Origin of the sequence: Psychrilyobacter piezotolerans (assembly GCF_003391055.1) — a bacterium.
Classification (GTDB): Bacteria; Fusobacteriota; Fusobacteriia; order Fusobacteriales; family Fusobacteriaceae; genus Psychrilyobacter; species Psychrilyobacter piezotolerans.
The window spans coordinates 32942-51684 of sequence record NZ_QUAJ01000023.1 but is presented as its reverse complement, the minus strand read 5'-3'; the positions used below and the strand labels follow the sequence as shown (position 1 = coordinate 51684).

Below are 18743 nucleotides of genomic sequence, written 5' to 3'. Positions count from 1 at the left end.
AAAAATTCATCTGCAGTTAACTTTTAAAAAATTTAAAATCTTAGCACCTTTTTTTGTAATGCCATTTTTTTTAAACTTGACTTTAAAAAAAATCAATTATTTTTACTTGACTTCATATAGTTAGTCTATCTTCCTGATCTAAAAACCAGAGGTCATCACTCCACAGTTTTGAAGGCCCTACCTTATACTCATCTTCTGAAAACATACATTTTTTAAAGTATTCAAGGGTGTAATCAATTCCTTTTTTCATCCCAAAAGTGGAATAGTGGGGCCCGGAATATGTAACCAGGCCGGTTTTATTGTAGATGGCATTTGAAAGAGCTGTTATATCCGAATAACCGCAGAATATCTTAGGGTTATTTTTTATCAGATCATAGTCTATATATTTCAACAGCTGGTTTGAATTATGTCCTCCTATCACAGTTAAAATACACTTGACATTTTTATCGGCAAAAGCCTCATGCAGGTCTGCTATCCTCTCCTCTATGGAAGAAGACATAAAATCATCGCTTACCTCACAGTTTTTGGAAAATGTTACCTTTAATCCCATTTCAGCAAGACATCTATCTGCATAATCTCTGGTTTCCTCACCTATCATCTTTAAGCTTCTCGACGGTGCAATTATTCTGATCTCATCATTAAATTTTAATTTTTCCGGTATCCTCATCTAAATCTCTCCTTTTTTTATATAATTTATCCGCTTTTAAATTTTCATCCGATTCCCTGAGATATCGAAAGAACAGCAGAGCTGAACCTATGAATATTATTACCCCTGCCAAAAATGAAATGATATTGGAAGAATATCCCATATATTCTTTCGCTCCCTCCATAATCATGGCAAATATATTGTTGGTCATATGTACAGCAATACATAGGATCAAAGAGTTGGTTTTATAATAAATCATTCCTAAAATCAATCCTATTACTATCGCATTAACAGATTGTACAACATTAAAATGCGATATCCCAAAAATTAATGCAGAAATGATTATAGCTTTCTTGGGATTATATCTATTCAATAAACCTGCTAAAATAATTCCCCTCATAAATATTTCTTCATAAATAGGAGCTATTACTGCAATAGAAAAAATTGCAGAATAGGGATGAAGCTCCATGTCTTTAAACACTTCTTCTAAAAATTCAGGGAGTGGAATCTTGTCTGTTATTACTCCGATAGAACTCTGATACCAAAAATAATATCCTATCATCAGTAAAATAACAGACAACAATAATTTATAGTTTAATTTCCCCAGGTAGTTTATCCTAAAATTATTATCACTGATTTTTTTTGCTTTTTTAACAACTAATATTACTATTATTATTCTTAAAATTATATTCCCTAATATCCCTATTATCTCTTTGGTATTCTCCATGTTCCCAAAAGAAATACTGTCGTATATCTCAGAAAATGGCCCCCATATAAGGGCCGATATTATCAGTTCATATAATATTATAGTCCACACAGCTCCTAAAACAGATAATTCAAATTTACTTTCCCTTGCTTGACTTTCCATATTACACCCTCTTTTTTTATAAAATTTCATTTAAAATAATGACCATTTTTTATTTTCTTTTGATTCGAGCATTGTAAACTTTGTTTCAGCATCCGATTCCCTGAGATATCGAAAGAACAGCAGAGCTGAACCTATGAATATTATTACCCCTGCCGAAAACGAAATTATATTGGGAGAATATCCCATATATTCTGTTGCTCCCCCCATAATCGCGGCAAAAATATTGTTGGTCATGTGTAGAGCAATGCACAGGATCAAAGAGTTGGTTTTATAATAGATTATCCCTAAAACCAGTCCTATCAGTGTTGCATTGACAGATTGTACAATATTAAAATGATATATCCCGAAGATCAAGGAAGAGATAATTATAGCTTTCCTGGGGCTGTACCTGTTCAATAAGCCTGCTAAAATAATCCCCCTCATTAAAAATTCTTCGAAAATAGGAGCTGTTATCACCAGAGAAAAAAATGCAGAATAGGGATGCAGTTCCATCTCTTTTTCTGCTTCTTCTAAAAATTCAGGAAGCGGAATCTTGTCTGTGATTACCCCGATGGAACTCTGATACCAAAAATAATATCCTATGATCAGTAAAATAACAGACAACAGTAATTTATAGTTAAACTTTCCCAGGTATTTTATCCTAAAATTATTGTCACTCATTTTTTTGGCTTTTTTCACAGCTAATATTATTATTATTATGTCTAAAATAGATTCTCCCACTAAACCCATGACTGCTTGAATATTTTGAAGATTTTCAAAAGAGTTTTCACGATAAACAGCCCCAATCATAAGACTAAAAGGAGCCCATAATAACCCTATGATAACCACAACTATAAAAGTATAAAATATTGCAGTCCATACAGCTCCTAAAACAGATAATTCAAATTTACTTTCCCTAACCTGATTTTCCATGTTGCACCTCTTTTTATAAAATTTTATATACTATCTTAAATCCCTGATAATTTATCTTCTTCCTGCCCTTATAATTAAAAAATTAGGCTTATGAAAATCCTGTACCATCTTTGGAATAAGCTTTATATCCTCTTTGCTGGGTAAGGGCTCCAAAACTTTCTCTATTTGAAATCCGCATTCATTCACTGTATTTATGATCTCTGAAAAGGTCCTGTGATATTTGACAACACCGTCGATAAACCATGTCACTTCCCTTTTCCCGCTCTTCATATAATTAGCTAAATTATAGTGGATTCTCATTCCACTCTCATCCCTTGTCCATCTCTGCCCCTTTTCATGTGCTGTAGTCAGGGGATGTTCCTGGGAATATATAAATAACCCATCGGTGTCTAGCAGTGTATTTATATCCGTCAATAATTTTTTAAAATCCTCCATATAATGGAGTGCCAGGGAACTATATATGAGATCAAATTTCCCCGTTAAATTATCTATATCATCCATACTCTTTTCTAAATATTCAATATTTTCATGGGAGTTTTCTTCCCTGGCAACTTCCAGCATTTTTCTGGAGATATCAATACCTACAACCTTTTTTGCTCCCTTTTCTATAAAGTAACTGCAACTTTCCCCATAACCGCAGCCCAGGTCCAAGACTCTTTTTCCTTTTAGATCCGGCAGTAAACTTTTTATTGCAGGTTGTTCCTGTAACTTATTATAATTATTTTCCTGTTCTCTGATTCCCTTATAACCCTCAAAGAATATTTCATTGTCATAAACATTTTGATTCTTTCCCATTGTTTTCAACCCCTATTTTTTATTTCTATTAAAATATTATCCCCATGAGAATATCCGCTTCAAATTCACCCTTTGAATTTTTAATCCTCTGCCTCATCTTTCCCTCTATCTCAAATCCCAGGCTTTCATAAAATTTTAATGCTTTTTTATTGCTCTCCCTGGCGATGAGTTCCATCCTTGAAACACCTTCTATTTTTTTACCTTCCTCAATTAATTTCAAGAATATTTTTTTACCAATTCCTTCCCCACAAAAATCAGGAGATACCACTATGGTTATATTTGACAACACATGGTCAAAAACTCTAATCCCGATTTTATATCCATGGATCTCTCCTACTATATCCCCGTCTTTTTCAGCCACTATAAAAACCCCGTCATCCAATGCGTTTTTTACAAATCCTTCCACATACTCCTCGGTAACTTCATCTTCAAACCTGGCTATCCCACCTTCTGTTTGGGAGACTTTTTTATATAATCTATATACCTTATCTACATCATCTATTCTGCCCTTTCTGATATTCATATCTTTCCTCCATTAAATTATACTTTCTTTCACTTCCATCTGATTTATCTCTAGACCTCATTTATGTCTACCTTTTTATTTCTAAATCTTAACTTTCCCTAGGAGTTCCCGATCCGCTGAAATAATATATTTTCATAATTCCTCCCGATTTTTATATAATTTTTACCATCCTAAATTTTCACCCAATTCCCTGAGATATCGAAAGAACAACATGGCTGAACCTATGAATATTATTACCCCTGCCAAAAATGAAATGATATTGGGAGAATATCCCATATATTCTTTCGCTACCCCCATAATCATGGCAAATATATTGTTGGTCATATGTACAGCAATACATAGGATCAAAGAGTTGGTTTTATAATAAATCATTCCTAAAATCAATCCTATGAGTGTGGCATTGACAGATTGTACAATATTAAAATGCGATATTCCAAAAATTAATGCAGAAATAATTATAGCTTTTTTGGGACTGTATCTATTTAATAAACCTGCTAAAATAATTCCCCTCATAAATATTTCTTCATAAATAGGAGCTATTATCGCAATAGAAAAAATTGCAGGATAGGGATGAAGCTCCATGTCTTTAAACACTTCTTCTAAAAATTCAGGGAGTGGAATCTTATTTGTCACTACTCCGATAGAACTCTGATACCAAAAATAATATCCTATCATGAGTAAAATAACAGACAACAATAATTTATAGTTTAATTTTCCCAGGTAGCTTATCCTAAAGTTGTTATCACTGATTTTTTTTGCTTTTTTCACAGCTACTACTATTAGTATGATCTTGAAAATAGGTTCGCTCAATAAATTTGCAATTTCTTTTAACTTTTCAAAACTTACAGGGGTAAACTCCCCAATTATAAGACCTATAGGAAACAAGAAAATTAATAAACCCGCAAAAATTATAAAAACATAAAATATTGTACTTCCCATGATTCCTAAAGCTCCTAAAACAGATAATTCAAATTTACTTTCCCTTGCCTGATTCTCCATATTACACCCTCTTTTTTTATTTATAGTATTTTTCCCATATAATATTCATCTATGAATTTTCCATCCAGTAAGATACTGTGTTCCTTGACTCCCTCTATTTTAAATCCCATCTTCCTGTATAAATTAACAGCCTTTTTATTGTGGGTCATTACAGTCAGTTCAAGTCTTTTGATATTATTTTTTCCAGCCCATATTTCAAGTTCTTCAAAAAGCTGCCTTCCTATCCCCTTGCCGCGATGACCACCTAGGATACCGATGACTATATAAACAGTGTGTTTTATCCTGTTGGCACTGCCCCTCTCCCCGGTTAAAAATCCGACTAATTTATTCTCCTCCTCTACAACATACATAAATGAATTTTCGAGATTATTTTTAATTATTGATCTGGTTATATACAGATCATTTTTTCTTTCTCCCGGTTCCAGCATCATGAACTTGGTTTCATTATCCAATTCCATCATTAAATTTAAAAATAATTCCACATCTTTTTCTTCTATTTGTCTGATATTCATGTTTTTCCCCTTTATTTATTTTTTTAAACATTATTTTTTAATAAAATTCATTACTTAAAAGTTTCCTGTTACTTTCTCTTGAAAAAAAGTAACCAAAGTTCAAGACTTATTAAAAATTTCTATTCCATATTTGAAAAAATCAGAAAAAATCGAATCGATGCTAGACATTGATGTAAGTCGTCGAATATTTTCCTAATTTTTTCTTCATATTTCATTTACAAAATTTTTAAAATGTCGATTTGAAACTATTTATTTTTTATTTTTTACTTCTACATTTATTATAGTGGTAAAATTGCCTTCCTCCATTTCAATAATCTCTTCAGTGAATTCTATTAACTCTGCATACTTTAAAATCTCTAACCTTTTCCTAATCTTTTTAATGTCATCGCCACTAAACTCTTCACAATTAGAGACTATATCTTTGGCTACACTTTTACAACCAAACATAAAAGAAGTCCAATCACGATAGCTTTCTATTTTTTTCAATAAATTTTGATTAAATTCAGCTTCTAATATTAATTGTTTAAGTTCTTTATTTTTTATTTTCTCTTCAAATTCCTTTATATCTACTACTTTTTCTCCTGGAAGACACCCCCACCGATAACGTTCATCATAGTTTTTAGAGTATTTAATAAATAACTCATTAACTGTTCCAAACTCCTCGTCTCCTAATTTGTATTCAAAATGTGTTAATTTATTTCTAAGCTTGTGCAATTCCCCTAACTTATTTTGAAAACGTTTATTAAATTCCCCTTTCGTATCTAAAGATTCAAGTCTCTCTATAGAATCTGTAAAACTAACTGTATTTGGTAGTGTTGCTTTAGAGTCTTTCATATACTCAACTAATTCTTTTTTATCTTTAAAAAATTTTTTTTGTTTTAAAACAAATTTATCATAATTTGGATATTGAAAAAGTGTATATACATCATTTTCTAATAATCTATATTTAAAATATAATTCATATGAATTGTGAAGATTTATTACATAATTCCTAAAATTTTGATATGTCACTTCACCGTCAATCATTTTTTCCAATGCTTTTTCAGCCATTTGAAAAGTTTCATCTGCATTCTCTTTCAACGTTTTATCAAACATTTTAAACCTCCTTTAATCCAACACTCCAACTTTAGGTTTCTCCCTAGTGAGGGATTCACATTTAAAATTAAATTCTTCTGTATTTAATTTTAATAATCGTGAAATCTCCGATAAAAAGGGAAGAGGGTTATCTACTTACGAGTATACCCCTCTTAAAATCAATTTCAAAATAATAATTAAAAAATACTTAAATTTTAATCATCTGCCCAGAATTTAAAATCCCCCATTAACTTATGAAACCATGACCTGATTTAATCTTTAGAAAGGGAATTCAAGAGATAAAGTAAGATCTAGGATAAACAATATCTCTCATTTTATGATATAATTAGGAGTATAAATAAAAACACTCTTTCCCTGTTGGTATTTTCTCATAACACCTTTCCTGTTAGTGTTTTCACTAGGTCATTAATATTAGGAAACTCTCGTAATGACTTGGACATGCGTTGGTTTCTCTAAGACTAGAGAAACCGTAAGAGGGAGGAGTATGAAGAGAGCCCAGAGTCAGGAAGAGTTAGGTTAATTTGGAGGTAAAGATGAAAATAAGTAAATGTGAAGCATTGGAATGGTTTGAATATCTGGCAGATATTCCTGTAGATGCAAAGGAAGTTTTTGAGGAGTATGAAGATATAATCAGATCTACTCAAAGACAGATAGAGAGATCATATATGAATGAAATAGCGAAGATCCAGAGTAAGATAGATGGATTGAAGGATATGAGAGGGCGTACATACTATGTGGGAATGAAGGAAAAATTTCCTCCTGGATGTATATCTTGCCTGTTTGGTGACGGACTTGGGGGGATCAGAAAGACTCATACCTGTAACCTTACCTGTGAGTTCTGTTACTACCATGATTCATTGGATTCAGTAGATCCCATCCCTCAGGATATGTGGGATATAGGAGATGAACTGTATGAGACTGAAGATATCGACCTGCTGCTGTCTATCCAGAAGAAACCATCTGGAATAGCCTATGTATATTTAGAGCCGTTTATGGAGATAGAAAAATACTACGATGTAGTAAAAAAATTCTCAGATGCAGGTGTTCATCAGCATATGTATACCAATGGTGTCCTGTGTACAGAGGATAATTTAAAAAAATTAGCCGAAGCCGGACTGGATGAACTCAGGTTTAACCTGAATGCCACTAATGTCAGTGACCAGGTTATCGAAGCTATGAGAATTGCCCGTAAATATTTTAAATGGGTAGGAATAGAAACTCCTATGACACCTTCATTTTACGATGAATTTATGGCTAAAAAAGAGGCAATTCTTTCAATAGGGCTGGACTATATGAACTGTGCCGAACTGCATCTGGGAACGGATAATCTGAATAACTATATGGGTGAAAACTTCTATACATATAGAAACGGATACCTGTCTCCCCTTTGGTCCAGGAAGGTTACCCTTAAATTTATGGAAACTGCTGTAAATGAAGGTTGGGATATGCTTATCCACGACTGTTCTAACCATACTAAGTATGCCAGAGAGATCAACAAGATGAAAAACAGCGGCCAATTTGGTTCCCATACCTATGTCAGCGAGTTTGACAGACCCCTTATTGCTGCATTTTTACCTATTTTAGAGGATGAGAATTTTAAATTTTTAGATTCAATTCCCCTGCCGGCTAAGTGGAAATTAGAAAACTGCAGGGAAAATATAGAGGAGATCTTGGAAGACTTTTCCTTTGATGACGAGATCTATGAAGGATTCGAAGGATAAATAAATATAAGAGGATTTTCCCCTCCTGATTGGTATTATTCTAATGATGATACTTATTAGGAGGGGATTTTTTATGCATGAGAATTTTTACATAGCTTTCGGTCTCACCCTGTTTGCAGGATTAGCCACAGGGATAGGAAGCGCTCTGGCTTTTTTTACAAAACAGACAAATAAAAGATTTCTATCTTTAGCTCTTGGGTTTTCCGCCGGAGTAATGATCTATGTATCCTTTGTAGAGATCTTCGTCAAGGCAAAGATATTTTTAGTCGCAGATCTAGGGATAGTAAAGGGAACCTGGGTTACTGTAGTTTCTTTCTTTGGAGGAGTATTTTTAATAGCTATTATAGATAAGTTAGTTCCGTCCTATGAAAATCCCCATGAATTACAAGGGATTGAGGAGATAGGTGAAATTTCTGATCTGGAAAAGGATTTAGAAAAGATGGAAGAGGAGAAAAAAAGTGCAGGAGAACACGAGAAGTTTAACCGTGCCATGATGAGGATGGGATTATTTTCAGCTCTTGCCATTGGGATACATAATTTCCCCGAAGGGCTGGCTACCTTTGTAGCGGCATTAAAAGACCCGTCACTTGGAGTTCCCATTGCAGTTGCCATAGCTATCCATAATATTCCAGAGGGAATTGCGGTCTCGGTCCCTATCTATTTCGCCACTGGAAACAGAAAAAAAGCATTTTTTTACTCCTTTCTTTCCGGGCTGGCTGAACCCATTGGAGCCCTGGTAGGTTATTTGATCTTAATGCCATTTTTATCCGATACGGTCTTTGGGATTATCTTTGCCGGGATTGCCGGGATAATGGTATTTATATCTTTGGATGAACTCCTCCCGGCAGCACAAAAATACGGAGAGCACCATCTCTCTATCTACGGGCTGATCAGCGGTATGGGGGTCATGGCTGTCAGTTTATTATTATTTATTTAAATTTTTAAGAACTTGAACACCAATCTTCACTTATAAAAGGAAATTAAAAGGTTTAAAAAAATTCCGTGTTATAGCCATAATAGAGATCTGTGTCAAAATATTGTAATATTTAATGGTAATAATAGTATTATTAAAGGATATGTGATAAAATATTGAATAATAAATTTTTATAGATCAAGGAGAAAAAACATGTTATTTAACGAATTAAATTTAGTTGAACCATTATTAGAAGCCATTAAAAAAAAGGGCTACATAGAGGCTACACCTATACAGGAACAGGCTATCCCACTTATTATGGATGGAAGAGACATCATAGGATCTTCCCAGACGGGAACCGGTAAAACAGCAGCCTTTGCCCTTCCAATCCTGCAAAAAATTGCTTTAGACGGTAAATCCAAGGATCTGACAGCATTGATCTTAGCTCCTACCAGGGAATTGGCACTCCAGATAGAGGAAAGTGTCCATTCATACGGAAAAAATACCAGAGTTACCAGTGCTGTAATTTTTGGAGGAGTTTCACCCATAAAGCAGATCCACAAACTTAAAACAGGACCAAATATCATCGTAGCTACCCCTGGTAGATTACTGGATCTGATTTCAAAGGGTTACCTTAACTTAGAGCTGGTAGACCAATTGGTAATCGATGAGGCTGACCGTATGCTGGATATGGGTATGATCCACGAAGTTCGTAAGATCATCTCAAAATTACCAGAGGAGAGACAGACTATGCTCTTTTCTGCTACCATGCCAGATGAGATAAAAGACTTGGTAAAAACTGCATTGATTGATCCGGTGGATATCTCGGTATCACCTACATCTTCCACTGTAGACACTGTTAACCAGAGTATATACCTGGTAGACAAGGGAGATAAGCCGGCTCTGCTGCTTCATGTTTTAAAAAAACAAAAGATAAGTTCTGCAATTATCTTTGCCAGAACCAAGTTTAGAGCCAACGATATCAATGAGATGTTATTGGAGGCAGGATATAAATCAGACGTTATCCATGGAGAAAGATCCCAGTCTGCCAGACAGAGAACTATCAGGGATTTAAAAAATGGAAATATTCAATTTTTAGTAGCTACAGACCTGGCTTCCAGAGGTCTCGATATAGATGACCTTTCCCACGTTATAAACTACGATCTTACCAGTATTCCTGAAACTTATGTTCATAGGATTGGAAGAACAGGTAGAGCAGGCAGCGAGGGAATCTCGATTTCATTTTGTGACGTAGAAGAAAAAAGGTTCCTCAGGACCATCCAAAAAACTATAGATAAAACTATCTATGTTGAAAAGGATCACCCTTACCACCTTAGAGATGAAAAACCTTCTTTTTCTGATCTACAGGCAGCCAGGGAAGAAAGAAATAAGAAAAAATATGACTTTAAAGGAACTTCTACAGGAAGAAAGAAACCAAGTAGAAGGGGTAAAAAAGGTCCTTCCAGAAAACCTAAAAGTTTCAAGAAGGGTAGTTAAGAATAATTAAAAATTGATAGTTGATAATTAATAAAAGGAGTCAGAAATATTCATATTTCTGACTCCTCTTTTTATCTAAGACCAGGTTGTGGCAGATGCTGCGACCTGGATTTTTTTACTTTTACTATCCTCCACCTCGGTTTCTCCCTAGAAGGTTCACATTTAAAATTAAGTATTAAATATACTTAATTTTAATATTCGTGAAATCTCCATAAGAAGGAAGAGTTATTTTGCCTTTCTCACTACATCTAACACAGTTCCGTCTCTGTATTCGATTACTGCCACTATCTCATCGGTAAACTCTACTTCTTTTGGTTTACCTGTCATACCTTCAGCAATATCTTTTAACTGCTCAATTGTCATGATAGGTAGGTTAGTTTCCTTCAATCTCTCGATTAATTCTGTTCTCTTAGGATTGATCGCTATTCCTCTTTCAGTTACTATCACATCCACAGTTTCCCCTGGAGTAGTCAGAGCAGTTACCCTGTCTTTTATAGCTGATATTCTGGAGTTAGCTAACTGGGTTACTATTATGGCTAATTTGGCTCCAGCTGATGTATCTGCATGCCCGCCTGAACCACCCATGATAGTCCCGTCGGAAGTAGTAGTTACATTTACATTGAAGTCTGTGTCTATCTCTGTAGCTCCTAATATAACTACATCCAATTTATTTACTACAGAACCCTTATTGTCTGCATTTGCATACATAGATGCCGACATAGTCATATGTCCTGGATTTTCTTTAGCTGATTTTATAGCTGCCAGGTCAAAACACTGTACATCAAACAGCGATTTAAATAATCCCTCTTTATACATATCCACTATATAGCCTGTTATCCCTCCAGAAGCAAAACTTCCTTTGATATTATTTTCGATCATCTCAGCCTTCATGTCTGCTGCTACTGCCAGGGATACTCCTCCGGCTCCAGTCTGGAAACTCATCCCATCTTTAAAATATCCGGAGTTTTTGATCAGTTCTGTCGTCATATTTGCTATTTTTAATCCAATTGGATTTTTAGTGATCTGGGTAGTTCCTGATACGATTCCATTGGGATCTCCTATGGCATCTACTACTACTACATAGTCTATAAGTGTCTGGGGAATATCAATAGTTGTATTCGGGTATTCTACCAGGTTATCTGTGATAGCCACTGTGATATCAGCCGTTTCTGCATCTGTATATGCGTATCCCAATGCTCCGCAAGCTGATTTACCGTCTACACCATTTATATTTCCATAATCATCCGATGTAGGAGCTGCTATAAAGGCTATATCTATACTTAGATCCCCTGATTCCATTATTCTGGCTCTTCCCCCGTGGGTATGCATTACTGCCGGGTTTTCCAATTTCCCAGCTGAGATAGCATCTGCTACTGGTCCGGATATATAGGCAGCATATATACTGGTTACTACTTTTTTTTCTATCAATTCTACTAATTCACCATGACACGGGAAGATTGAACTGGCTGCAATGGTTATATCCTTATAACCTCTGGCTGCTATCTTTTCCATTACCATATTTAAAACAAAGTCTCCATTTCTCAAATGATGATGAAATGAAACTACCATCCCGTCTTTTAACGGTAATTTATCCAATACCACATCTAAATTATCATGTAATTTTTCATCTCCAGGTAAAACATTGGTCAATTTAATTGATCTTTTAGTTTTTGTCCCTTTAGATGCCAGGTATCCACCATAATGTTTTACTTCTCCATAACCTTTTATATTATCAGGTACTTCTCTACCTAAGATATTTTTCATATTTAATTCTCCTTTTTATACTCTTTCCCTGTTGTCGTTTTCCCTTCATAAAGGAAAACTATAGCTCAGTATTCTAGCTATAGTTTCTTTTGCGAAGAGAAACTATAGAAAGGAAGAGTCTATTTTATTAATCCTATTACCCTAGCGGTATTCAATGTATTCATTGCTCTAGTTATGATAGGTGCATCTATCATCTTTCCATCCAGAGAAAATACTCCTAATCCCTCTTTTTCTGCTTCATCCTTAGCATACATAACCCTGTTGGCCCATGAAATTTCATCAGCTGTAGGAGAATATACCTTATGTATTGTATTTATTTGTCTGGGGTTTATAGACAGTTTACCGGTAAATCCTAATTTTTTTGCATGAATTGTATCGGCTAACAATCCTGCTTCATCGTTGGTATCTGTAAATGGTGTATCTATTGCATCTATTTTTAATGCCTTACAGGCATTTACAACCTTTGTTCTTGCATAGAATAACTCTTCCGAATCTTTAGTTCTAGCAACTCCTAAATCAGCAGCCAGGTCTTCCCCGCCTAAACAAACCGAATCAACTCTGCTGCTCATTTTTATTGTTTCATAGACAGTTTCTACTCCGTATGTAGTTTCTACTAAAGCATGGATTCTGATAGATCCTTCCTCAAATCCTTCTTCTTTTTCTATCTTTGTTAACATTTCGTCTAATTTTTTCATGTCTTCAGGTGTTGCCTTAGGTAATAAAATAGCATTTGGCTTCAACCTGGCCATTACATCTATATCTTCCAATGCATATGGAGTTGAGAATGGATTGATTCTTATCACTACTTCTGTAGTTCCATAGTTAAACGTCTTCAATGCTCCCTTGATTAAGATCCTGGCCGCATCTTTTTCTCCTAATGATACAGCATCCTCTAAATCCAATATAATTGAATCCGATCCAAAAACTTCAGCTGTCTGTAACATTCCCGGGTTATTTCCCGGCATAAATAACATACTTCTTCTTAACATTACATCTCACCTGCCCTAGTTACTGCTGTTTCAATCCTGGCCTTTATTGTATAATCAAGAGCGCCCTTGTCGATGGCTTTTACCATAACATCTTCTACTCCTAATTCCTTTAAAGTATTTTCTATTAAAGTTCTTATCTCTGCACCAAACTGCTTTTCTACAATACTTTCTAACTCTATCTCTATACCATTGTTACCTGGCATCAACATTATTGAGATATCATTTGATTCCAATGTCCCTGCCTTAGCTGGTTTTAATATTTTCATTATTTTCACCTCTATATTTTAATACTCGACATTTTATCCCCAAGAAATGGGATTTCAAGTTTTATTTTCATTCCTAATTAATTTACTCTTTATTCACTAATCTTTCGCAACATTATAAACCTTAAAAAGAGCTTTCGCCACCAATCTACACCAATAAACCTTTTTGACGCAGACTAAAATCTGACTTTTTTAATACTCGTATATCTTTCATGTAATTTGTGACTAAGGTTTTAGTTATTCGTTGCTTTAAAAACTAAGAAAAAGGTAGTTTTAAAAACTACCTTTAATCTTAAAACTTTTAATTATTTTCTGCTATTTACTAATGCTTCTACTCTGTTCATCTCGTTTCCTACGATCATGATACCTTCGTCTACACCCATTCCTGGTTTAGCTAATACTTGTAATGCTCCACAAGCCATTGCTATATTTGTAGTTACTTCAGCTGATCTGTTAGTTTCGTTACAAGTTCCACCAACATAAGAACCGATTCCTTTTTCGTTACAGTATAATACTGCTTCTGCTATATTGTTTACTCCTCCTAAATCTGGAGTTTTAATTTGTACTACATGTCCTGCTTTCTTATCAGCGAATAATTTAATATCCTCTAATGTGTTACACCATTCGTCAGCAACTAATTCTACGTTGATTCCTCTCTTGTCTAATTCAGCAGTTAGAGCTGATAATGCTTCAACTTGAGCTTCTCTTTCTTCAACGTCCATAGGACCTTCGATTCTTAAGTGGAACGGCTTTGCTGCTTCTTCTAATGTAGCTAAGTAGTCAGCCTGCTTTTGGATATCCTGGTCAAATGCTACTCCGATAGTTCCATATACGTCGATGTGGAATATTGGCATATAATCTTCAGATTCTCTTAATTTTAATACTCTGTCGCTTAACCACTTTACGTAGTCTTTTAAGATAGATCCATCTTTACCTAATTTAGTTTCAACATGGTTGATTAATGCATGCGGCATTATGTCTGCACCTTTTATTATCATCTTATCTGCATTATTCTTTCTGTCGTCTCCAGATTGAGTGAATAATGGTAATCTTTTGATTGCTACGTCAGTTGCATATTCTTTTTTTACTACTTCTGCCATAGTTATCTTGTTTGCTTTAGCAGCTGCATCTAAGATAGCTTGAGTTAATCCGTATCTGATAGCTGTATGCAATCTCTTTCCATTTAATTCCATTGTATCTATCTCTTCAGCTAATGGTCTGAATTCATTTATATCTCTTCCAATTAATTTTGGAGCTATTTCGTTTTTGATAACTGGGATAAAGTCAGATGCTAAGAATAATGGATCTCTTCCACCTGCACCAGAATATTGTACTGCTGCACAATCTCCGTGAGCTACTTGACCGTCTTCTAAGATAAACATTACAGAGATAGATTCTCCTGCTTGTCTGATTCTTGAGAATCCTTCAGTAACTGGCTCTCCTACGTAATCAAAACCGTCATGACCTGCTCCTGCCTTTATAGCTCTTTGGTCGTCAAAATAAAATCCTGTCTTTCCTGCTGAACAAATGATATCAATAATTTTCATGTGATACATCTCCTTTTATATTCGATTAATTTAATTTAATGCTCGTTTTATTTTTTCTAATGATCTATCCAATATTTTTTCTGCAAGTTGCTTAAATTTATTGATGCTGCCCGAGGTGTAAAAAGAAACCTTCCCTTTTGAATCTCTTTTATTTAAGAGTTTTAGCTTTTTTAGGAGTTTCTTTACCTCCAATGCTGTTTCTTTGGCTGGATTTACAAATTGTTTTCCCTCTAATTCTCTGTAAAAGTATTCTTTTATTATAGGGTAATGAGTACATCCAAACACCACAACATCTATTTCCGTGGGCAATTTTTCTACATAATATTTAATTATATCTTGATTTTCTTCTGTGTCTTCCCATTCTGATTCAATCATTTTACAAAGTGGTTTACATCCTATTTGATAAACTTCTATATCTTTATTGATTTTTTCTATTTCATTTTTATAGGCATTCATCTTTGCTGTAACAGGTGTAGAAAACACCCCTATTTTATTTTTTTTGGTTAAATTTATAGCACTTATTGCTCCAGGAGCTATTACTCCAATTACCGGTATATTTAATCTACCTTTTAATACTTCTAATGCTACTGCTGTAGCTGTATTACATGCTATGATCAACATTTTAACATTCTTTTCTATAAAAAAGTCACTTATATTTAAAGTGAATTTCAAAATTTCTTCTGTACTTTTTGATCCATAGGGAGCTCTTAAATTATCTCCAAAATATATTAAATTTTCATGGGGTAAGATTTTTTCTATCTCTTTTAAAACAGTCAGTCCCCCTACCCCAGAGTCAAATATTCCAATTGGTCTTCTATCTATCATAAATCCTATCTCCTAATATCATAATTTTTATTGTATAAAAATTATACTATTTTTAATAAAATTTTAATAGGTTTATCCAAACATATTCATGAAGAAAGTAATTATCGATGCATTGGTAAAGTCAATAAATAAAGCTCCTACCAATGGTATTACGAAAAATGCCTTAAATGACGGATAGTTTGCTGCTGTAAATGATTCCATGTTTGCAATGGCATTTGGTGTAGCTCCCATTCCGAATCCACAATGTCCGCAAGCCATTACTGCTGCATCATAGTCCCTACCCATTACATTAAATGTAACGAAGTATGCAAATGCTCCCATTAATACAGTCTGTACCAATAAAATAGTTACTAAAGGTACTGCTAATGCTGCCAGGTCCCATAGTCTCATAGACATAAGTGCCATAGCTAAGAATAATGATAATGAAGTATTTCCGATAATAGTAATTTCTTTATGATTTAATTCTTTCTTCATTGAGTCAGATATGTTTCTGATAACTGCCGCTACTAACATTGGACCGATATAGATAGGTAAAGTAATTCCAACTTGCTTTAACCATCCTACTAGTACTGATCCTATTCCCATTGAAACAATGATAACTGTAGCTGCATTGAAGAATGTATGTTCTGTAACCTCTACTGATTGATCTTCATTTGTTATATCAGCATGTTCTTCCTTCAATAACTCTTCACTTGGCTTTAAATTAAATTTAGTCATAAGTCTTTTTCCGATTGGTCCACCAATCAGACATCCTGCAACTAAACCATATGTAGCCGATGCTATGGCAACTGCTGTTGCTCCTGCTGCTCCTGCCTGCTCCAATAACGGTCCGAATGCACCTGAAGTTCCATGTCCACCAGTAAGCGGTATAGATCCTGCTGCTAAACCAAATAATGGCGGTAATCCGAATACCTTAGCCAGTGATATTCCAACTATATCCTGAAGGATTACTAAAGCTGTTGCTGCAATTAAGAATATTACAACCTGTATTCCACCCTTAGCTAAAAGTTTGAAACTGGCCATAAATCCGATAGTCGTAAAGAACGCTATCATAAATAAACTCTTCAATGTACCGTCAAAACTAAATTCGAAGGTATTTGTATAATGACCAACCAGAGTCAATACAGCAAAGATAACCCCTCCTATAACCGGTACCGGTATAAAGAATCTTCTTAATATCCCAACTTTACTTCTTACAAACCTACCTACTAATAATACGATTATCGCCATAAATAATGTCGATATGTGATCCATTTGAAAAACTTGCATTTTTTGCCCCCTTTAAGTATACATATATGTATTTGTATTTTTGTGACTCTTCACTCTCCCCTTTTTTCAAGAAAAGGCAGACTATAAATCTACCTTTTCATTAAAAACTTTCTCCATTATTCATAATTTTTTTATTATTTCTTTTCCGGTCTTCCGATTAAAGTTCCTTTTCCTACTGCAAATATATCATCTACTGTCATTTGGAAACTGATCTCTCTACCTTCAAAGTCTGCTCTTTTTTGTAATTCAGCTGTATTGAATGCCTTGATCTCGTCTGTGAATGGAATGTTTCCACACTCTAAATATCTGATTCTACCTTTGTTATCTCTAGCCGGTAACATTTTACCCATGTTTACGTTTGCAGGTGCGAATGGAATATCAATTACACCTTGCTTAACTGCTTCAATAGTACCAAGAGCTAAGTCTCCATTTCCAAGGTCATATACCTTATCCATGATACATTTGATCTCTGCTTTTACCTGCTTGATTTCTGTTTCTAACTCTTCAGAATCAGGTAATGTTTGTCCTTCTAATAAGTTTAATACCATCTTAGTCGCTTTTATTGCATTGGCATTAGCTTCTTTTGTAGGGATTCCGATAGCCTCATGAGTAGTCTTTACGATTACTTTTGTTGCTCCTGATAATGCTGCTGCTGCTGCTCCATTTGAGATTACACCAAAAGCTTTAGATTCATCTTCTGGGAATCCACCCATCCATTGATGGAATACTGTAGTTATTTGCATATTTTCATATCCTAATTTTTCACAGTACTCTTCAGCTAACTCCTGTAAAGTTCTGATAGCTGCTACGTCTTGAACTAAGTTTCCACATTGTCCATATCCTAAAGTGATACTCTTAACACCTTGTTCCGCTGCTAATAAACACTCTATTATTTGTACTGCATTTGATATTGATACTGGAACTAAAGTTCCTGTTAATGGTCCGTAAGGTTCTCTATTGATAGAAACACCTTGCTCTTCGTACCATCCTACTAATCTATCTACATATTGCCAGTCTCTTATTGTTCTTTCCATAGATACTGATTTAGCATATGGTAAGTTATAAGAAATTCCTCCACCTTCATATGAAGTCCATCCAGCAGACATTGTGATCTCAGCCAATAATCTTGCATCAGGAGTTCCGTGTCTTACTTGTAACGGCTTGTCCACTGCTTCTAATACTCTTTTACAACCTTTTACTCCATAGTTTACACCTGGGAAACCATTTAATAATGATCTTCCTGCTTTTTCTGATTCTTTAATTCCTCTTTCACACTCTTCATATCTATTTAATCTAGTGTATGAATCTATAGTTGATGGTAATAAATCTGCTCCACCCTCTTCAGATAAGAAGCTTAATAACTCTATATGTTCATTTAATAATGCTACACCCGCTCTAGGCTGTGCTAATGTTTTTCCATCTTGCTTAGCTGTCCATAACTTTTTAGCGAAGTTTTTATGATCAGGTAATTCCTTTAGATATTTAACACCTTCAGCTAAATCTACCTCTTCACCTGTAGGCCATTGCTTTAATACTTCTTCTCTTACTTTAAAAAATTCTTCCTCTGTCCACTTTTTATTTTTAATATTCATTTAATATGATCCT

The 18743-nt window shown here is 34.5% G+C and carries 18 protein-coding genes; 3 read left to right on the top strand and 15 right to left on the bottom strand.

The genetic code is table 11. The features are described from left to right. Positions 1-112: 112 nt before the first annotated feature. The 8 genes from DYH56_RS12110 to DYH56_RS12075 form a co-directional block, all read right to left on the bottom strand. Positions 113-667 carry an LD-carboxypeptidase gene (locus tag DYH56_RS12110; protein WP_114643132.1) on the bottom strand — a complete coding sequence of 185 codons (555 nt, stop codon included), beginning with the start codon at positions 665-667 and terminating at the stop codon, positions 113-115. Further along, positions 639-1514: a CPBP family intramembrane glutamic endopeptidase gene (locus tag DYH56_RS12105; protein WP_158539148.1), complete on the bottom strand. Its 876-nt coding sequence runs from the start codon at positions 1512-1514 to the stop codon at positions 639-641. The genes DYH56_RS12110 and DYH56_RS12105 overlap by 29 nt, the downstream gene beginning before the upstream one ends. A gap of 30 nt (positions 1515-1544) precedes the next feature. Beyond that, entirely contained in the window at positions 1545-2426 is an 882-nt protein-coding gene (locus DYH56_RS12100) for a CPBP family intramembrane glutamic endopeptidase (protein ID WP_114643130.1), read from the bottom strand. A gap of 51 nt (positions 2427-2477) precedes the next feature. Then, entirely contained in the window at positions 2478-3221 is a 744-nt protein-coding gene (locus tag DYH56_RS12095) for a class I SAM-dependent methyltransferase (RefSeq protein WP_114643129.1), read from the bottom strand. Positions 3222-3249: 28 nt separating this feature from the next. Further along, positions 3250-3744: a GNAT family N-acetyltransferase gene (locus tag DYH56_RS12090; RefSeq protein ID WP_114643128.1), complete on the bottom strand. Its 495-nt coding sequence runs from the start codon at positions 3742-3744 to the stop codon at positions 3250-3252. Positions 3745-3906: 162 nt separating this feature from the next. After that, positions 3907-4743, bottom strand: coding sequence for a CPBP family intramembrane glutamic endopeptidase (locus DYH56_RS12085; RefSeq protein WP_114643127.1), 837 nt, complete (start codon positions 4741-4743; stop codon positions 3907-3909). Between the two features lie 20 nt (positions 4744-4763). Then, positions 4764-5255: a GNAT family N-acetyltransferase gene (locus DYH56_RS12080; protein WP_114643126.1), complete on the bottom strand. Its 492-nt coding sequence runs from the start codon at positions 5253-5255 to the stop codon at positions 4764-4766. A gap of 249 nt (positions 5256-5504) precedes the next feature. Beyond that, positions 5505-6350 (bottom strand): hypothetical protein, encoded by an 846-nt coding sequence (locus tag DYH56_RS12075; RefSeq protein WP_114643125.1) that lies wholly within the window; start codon positions 6348-6350, stop codon positions 5505-5507. Positions 6351-6883: 533 nt separating this feature from the next. Between DYH56_RS12075 and DYH56_RS12070 the strand changes: the two genes are divergently transcribed. The 3 genes from DYH56_RS12070 (at position 6884) to DYH56_RS12060 (ending at position 10481) form a co-directional block, all read left to right on the top strand. Then, a complete protein-coding gene (locus DYH56_RS12070) occupies positions 6884-8071 on the top strand; it encodes a radical SAM protein (RefSeq protein ID WP_114643124.1) in 1188 nt (395 codons plus the stop codon). A gap of 73 nt (positions 8072-8144) precedes the next feature. Beyond that, a complete protein-coding gene (gene zupT, locus DYH56_RS12065; RefSeq protein WP_114643123.1) occupies positions 8145-9008 on the top strand; it encodes a zinc transporter ZupT in 864 nt (287 codons plus the stop codon). Between the two features lie 189 nt (positions 9009-9197). Next, on the top strand, positions 9198-10481 hold the full coding sequence (locus DYH56_RS12060) for a DEAD/DEAH box helicase (RefSeq protein WP_114643122.1): 1284 nt from the start codon (positions 9198-9200) through the stop codon (positions 10479-10481). Positions 10482-10706: 225 nt separating this feature from the next. Here the strand turns inward: DYH56_RS12060 and citF are convergent, their stop codons facing one another. The 7 genes from citF to DYH56_RS12025 form a co-directional block, all read right to left on the bottom strand. Beyond that, complete coding sequence (gene citF / locus DYH56_RS12055; RefSeq protein ID WP_114643121.1) at positions 10707-12245, bottom strand: citrate lyase subunit alpha; 1539 nt, start codon at positions 12243-12245, stop codon at positions 10707-10709. A 119-nt stretch (positions 12246-12364) separates the two neighbouring features. Beyond that, a complete protein-coding gene (locus tag DYH56_RS12050; RefSeq protein ID WP_114643120.1) occupies positions 12365-13234 on the bottom strand; it encodes an HpcH/HpaI aldolase/citrate lyase family protein in 870 nt (289 codons plus the stop codon). Continuing rightward, positions 13234-13500 (bottom strand): citrate lyase acyl carrier protein, encoded by a 267-nt coding sequence (citD, locus tag DYH56_RS12045; RefSeq protein ID WP_114643119.1) that lies wholly within the window; start codon positions 13498-13500, stop codon positions 13234-13236. The genes DYH56_RS12050 and citD overlap by 1 nt, the downstream gene beginning before the upstream one ends. A 302-nt stretch (positions 13501-13802) precedes the next feature. After that, complete coding sequence (locus tag DYH56_RS12040; RefSeq protein ID WP_114643118.1) at positions 13803-15044, bottom strand: methylaspartate ammonia-lyase; 1242 nt, start codon at positions 15042-15044, stop codon at positions 13803-13805. Between the two features lie 30 nt (positions 15045-15074). Then, a complete protein-coding gene (murI, locus tag DYH56_RS12035; RefSeq protein ID WP_114643117.1) occupies positions 15075-15869 on the bottom strand; it encodes a glutamate racemase in 795 nt (264 codons plus the stop codon). Between the two features lie 72 nt (positions 15870-15941). Further along, a complete protein-coding gene (gene gltS, locus DYH56_RS12030) occupies positions 15942-17138 on the bottom strand; it encodes a sodium/glutamate symporter (protein WP_114643116.1) in 1197 nt (398 codons plus the stop codon). Between the two features lie 134 nt (positions 17139-17272). Next, positions 17273-18730, bottom strand: a complete 1458-nt coding sequence (locus DYH56_RS12025) for a methylaspartate mutase subunit E (protein ID WP_114643115.1) — start codon at positions 18728-18730, stop codon at positions 17273-17275. Positions 18731-18743 lie beyond the last annotated feature (13 nt).

Bases quoted from the DNA above. Each gene is read 5' to 3' on its own strand.
- DYH56_RS12110 (WP_114643132.1), bottom strand. From the start codon at position 667: ATGAGGATACCGGAAAAATTAAAATTTAATGATGAGATCAGAATAATT.
- DYH56_RS12075 (WP_114643125.1), bottom strand. From the start codon at position 6,350: ATGTTTGATAAAACGTTGAAAGAGAATGCAGATGAAACTTTTCAAATG.
- DYH56_RS12100 (WP_114643130.1), bottom strand. From the start codon at position 2,426: ATGGAAAATCAGGTTAGGGAAAGTAAATTTGAATTATCTGTTTTAGGA.
- DYH56_RS12080 (WP_114643126.1), bottom strand. From the start codon at position 5,255: ATGAATATCAGACAAATAGAAGAAAAAGATGTGGAATTATTTTTAAAT.
- citF (WP_114643121.1), bottom strand. From the start codon at position 12,245: ATGAAAAATATCTTAGGTAGAGAAGTACCTGATAATATAAAAGGTTAT.
- DYH56_RS12085 (WP_114643127.1), bottom strand. From the start codon at position 4,743: ATGGAGAATCAGGCAAGGGAAAGTAAATTTGAATTATCTGTTTTAGGA.
- DYH56_RS12025 (WP_114643115.1), bottom strand. From the start codon at position 18,730: ATGAATATTAAAAATAAAAAGTGGACAGAGGAAGAATTTTTTAAAGTA.
- DYH56_RS12050 (WP_114643120.1), bottom strand. From the start codon at position 13,234: ATGTTAAGAAGAAGTATGTTATTTATGCCGGGAAATAACCCGGGAATG.
- DYH56_RS12105 (WP_158539148.1), bottom strand. From the start codon at position 1,514: ATGGAAAGTCAAGCAAGGGAAAGTAAATTTGAATTATCTGTTTTAGGA.
- gltS (WP_114643116.1), bottom strand. From the start codon at position 17,138: ATGCAAGTTTTTCAAATGGATCACATATCGACATTATTTATGGCGATA.
- DYH56_RS12090 (WP_114643128.1), bottom strand. From the start codon at position 3,744: ATGAATATCAGAAAGGGCAGAATAGATGATGTAGATAAGGTATATAGA.
- zupT (WP_114643123.1), top strand. From the start codon at position 8,145: ATGCATGAGAATTTTTACATAGCTTTCGGTCTCACCCTGTTTGCAGGA.
- DYH56_RS12070 (WP_114643124.1), top strand. From the start codon at position 6,884: ATGAAAATAAGTAAATGTGAAGCATTGGAATGGTTTGAATATCTGGCA.
- DYH56_RS12040 (WP_114643118.1), bottom strand. From the start codon at position 15,044: ATGAAAATTATTGATATCATTTGTTCAGCAGGAAAGACAGGATTTTAT.
- DYH56_RS12095 (WP_114643129.1), bottom strand. From the start codon at position 3,221: ATGGGAAAGAATCAAAATGTTTATGACAATGAAATATTCTTTGAGGGT.
- DYH56_RS12060 (WP_114643122.1), top strand. From the start codon at position 9,198: ATGTTATTTAACGAATTAAATTTAGTTGAACCATTATTAGAAGCCATT.
- citD (WP_114643119.1), bottom strand. From the start codon at position 13,500: ATGAAAATATTAAAACCAGCTAAGGCAGGGACATTGGAATCAAATGAT.
- murI (WP_114643117.1), bottom strand. From the start codon at position 15,869: ATGATAGATAGAAGACCAATTGGAATATTTGACTCTGGGGTAGGGGGA.